Origin of the sequence: Actinomadura sp. NPDC000600 (assembly GCF_040492135.1) — a bacterium.
GTDB lineage: Bacteria > Actinomycetota > Actinomycetes > Streptosporangiales > Streptosporangiaceae > Spirillospora.
Genome location: NZ_JBEUPD010000097.1, coordinates 1 through 2,318, shown reverse-complemented (window position 1 = coordinate 2,318; position 2,318 = coordinate 1). Strand labels below are relative to the sequence as shown.

The window sequence follows — 2,318 nt, the reverse complement described above, 5'->3', positions numbered from 1 at the left end:
GCCTTCTACTATTCGCCGTTGTCGGCGTCGGTGACGGTGCCGTCGGAGATGTAACGGGCGAGGTTGAGCTACGCCGCGTAGAACCTCTCGCGGACCTCTTCGCCCCACAAGACGCTCTGGGTGCCCTCGTGCTTGACCAGGCCGGGGTTGATGCCGAGCTTGAAGCCGCCCGGCAGCGGCTTGCCGTCCCGGTAGGGCAGGAAGTCCAGCGGGCTGGTGCCGTCGGCCGCGTAGACGACGCAGTCGGACAGGACTGCGATCGGGTACTGCCCGGTGAATGCCGCGTGCTTGACGATCTTGCGGTGCAGGTTGATCCGGGTGCGGGAGATGACCGCCGCGCGGATGTCGGGCCGCCAGGTCGGGCGCGACAGTGCCCGCCACGGCCCGCCCGGACGCCAGCCCTCACCCCGGGGCCGCTCGCGCAGCTTGCCCAGGCCGCCCTTCACCGTCGCCTTGACCGCGGAGACGACGATCGCCAGCTCCGGGTCACGGCCGCGGTAGCCGTCCATCGCGGTGAGGAAGTCGGCCGGCGACAGGTCGGCGTCGACTCCGAGGTCGGCCATCGTGGCGAGGTACGCGTCGCGCAGCCGGTTGTACCAGCCGTCCAGGTAACGGCCGTTCTCGTAGCGGACGTACGCCTCGAGCGGCGTGACGTCGTAGCCGAGCTCCACCGCGTACGCCACGGTCGGCGTCGCGTACCAGGCCGGGCCCTCGGGGCGCTCGCCCTTCGGCGTGAACGGGCTGGGCAGCAGACTGCCGTCCAGGTCCGCCCACTTGTCCTTGCCGAGCTTCACCCTCGACAGGTCGACGTGGGACAGGTCGACCAGCCACGAGCCGGGCAGCTTCGGGTCGAACACCGGAGCCTTGACGTGCGTCGGCGCACCGAGGCCGACGACCAGGCCGTTCGCGCCAGCGGCGAAGGCCATGTTCACGTCGATGCCCACCAGGTGCCGCAGGGTGCACTCGGCATCCGTCATCGGCCGCGCCCAGTCGTACGCCTCCTCAAACAGCTTCTCGCCGGGGCCGCGCACGTGGAACCGCGGCAGGTCCTTGAGGAGCGGGTGCCCGTCAGGGGCCTCGCACGGCGCGCAGTCCACCGGGTCCTTCCCGAGCGAGCCGGGGTTGTGCTCGGAGTGCCGCTTGCCCGTCGCGTCGGCCTCGGAGGCGCGGGTCGGCGGGTGCAGGGCGGTCATCAGTTCCAGGCCGGTCACGGCGGTCGATCCGCGCGGCGTCATCACCCGGGACGCGTACACGCCCAGCACACGGGCGAGCTCCGCTGGCGGGAGCTGCCCGGCCTGGCCCCAGTGACGGGTGTCCAGCGCGTTCCACGACGGAATGCACAGCTGCACGCAGGCCCGCTCCGAACCCTGCGCGGGACGGTAGATCCGCGCCCACGGGCCGAACCCGCGCTTCGTCAGCTTCCACTCCGCTCGGGCCAACTGCTTGATGACCTTGTGGCCCTCGGGGATCCGCCCGGCGAGCCGCTCCTCATCCGTGAGGGTGGTGGGCAGGCCGTAGCGCTCCAGCGCGGCCTCGGTGAGGACGATCAGCGGGTCGGCGTCCTTGCCCGGCCCGGACAGCTTCGGCTGGCCGAGCTTCGCCTCGCGCAGCGTCCAGTCCACCAGGGCCGGGATCGACTTGGCGGGCACGTCCAGGACCAGGCCGCCGACGCAGTACGCGAGGACCTGGCCGTCGGCGTCGACGTCGACGACCGCGATCGGACCGTTGGCAAAACGCGGGTCGGTGCCGGCCGGAGTGTTCGCCGGGGCGGCCTTCCGCGCAGCCGGGCGGCGCGACGTCGACGACGGCCTGGCGGTGCGCGCCGGACGCGACGCGGCAGCCGGAGCAGCGGCGTTGTCGGTGGGGCGGGGCTGGATGTTCTCAGAAACAGTCATGGTCGCAGCCTCGGAGGCCGGGGCTGTGGACAGAGTCCGCGCTTCCGGAGCCACGGGGACGCTCGTGAACGTCTCCGGGACCTTGGCCGTGACACCGGACGGGGCGTCGGCGTTGTCCGTGGGAGCCGGGTACATCGCGGCCCATCCGTCCAACAGGTGCTTGTACGCGGCGAGGCGCGGTGGGCGGGGCATCGTGCGGCCGGTCTCCCAGCCATTGACGGTCTCCCGTTTCGTCTGCAGCGCGATCGCCACATCCTCCTGGGTCAGACCTGCCGCTTCACGCAGCCGCTTCCGCTCGGTCGGCGGCGGCAGCAATGGGCCGCGGGCCAGTAGCTCTGCGGCCCGCGCCATCAGTTCTTCTTCCGTGGTGGGACCTGGCCAAGGGCAGGCGCAGGCACGTCCTCAAGGGCCACGACGGGATCG

The 2,318-nt window shown here is 71.7% G+C and carries 1 protein-coding gene; it reads right to left on the bottom strand.

Annotation, left to right across the window (positions count from 1 at the left end; genetic code table 11):
- Positions 1-68: 68 nt before the first annotated feature.
- Positions 69-2,246: a telomere-associated protein Tap gene (gene tap / locus ABWI07_RS43880; protein ID WP_353822181.1), complete on the bottom strand. Its 2,178-nt coding sequence runs from the start codon at positions 2,244-2,246 to the stop codon at positions 69-71.
- Positions 2,247-2,318: the final 72 nt, after the last annotated feature.

Excerpts from the sequence above, each read along its gene's own strand:
- tap (WP_353822181.1), bottom strand. The coding sequence starts at position 2,246 with ATGGCGCGGGCCGCAGAGCTACTGGCCCGCGGCCCATTGCTGCCGCCG.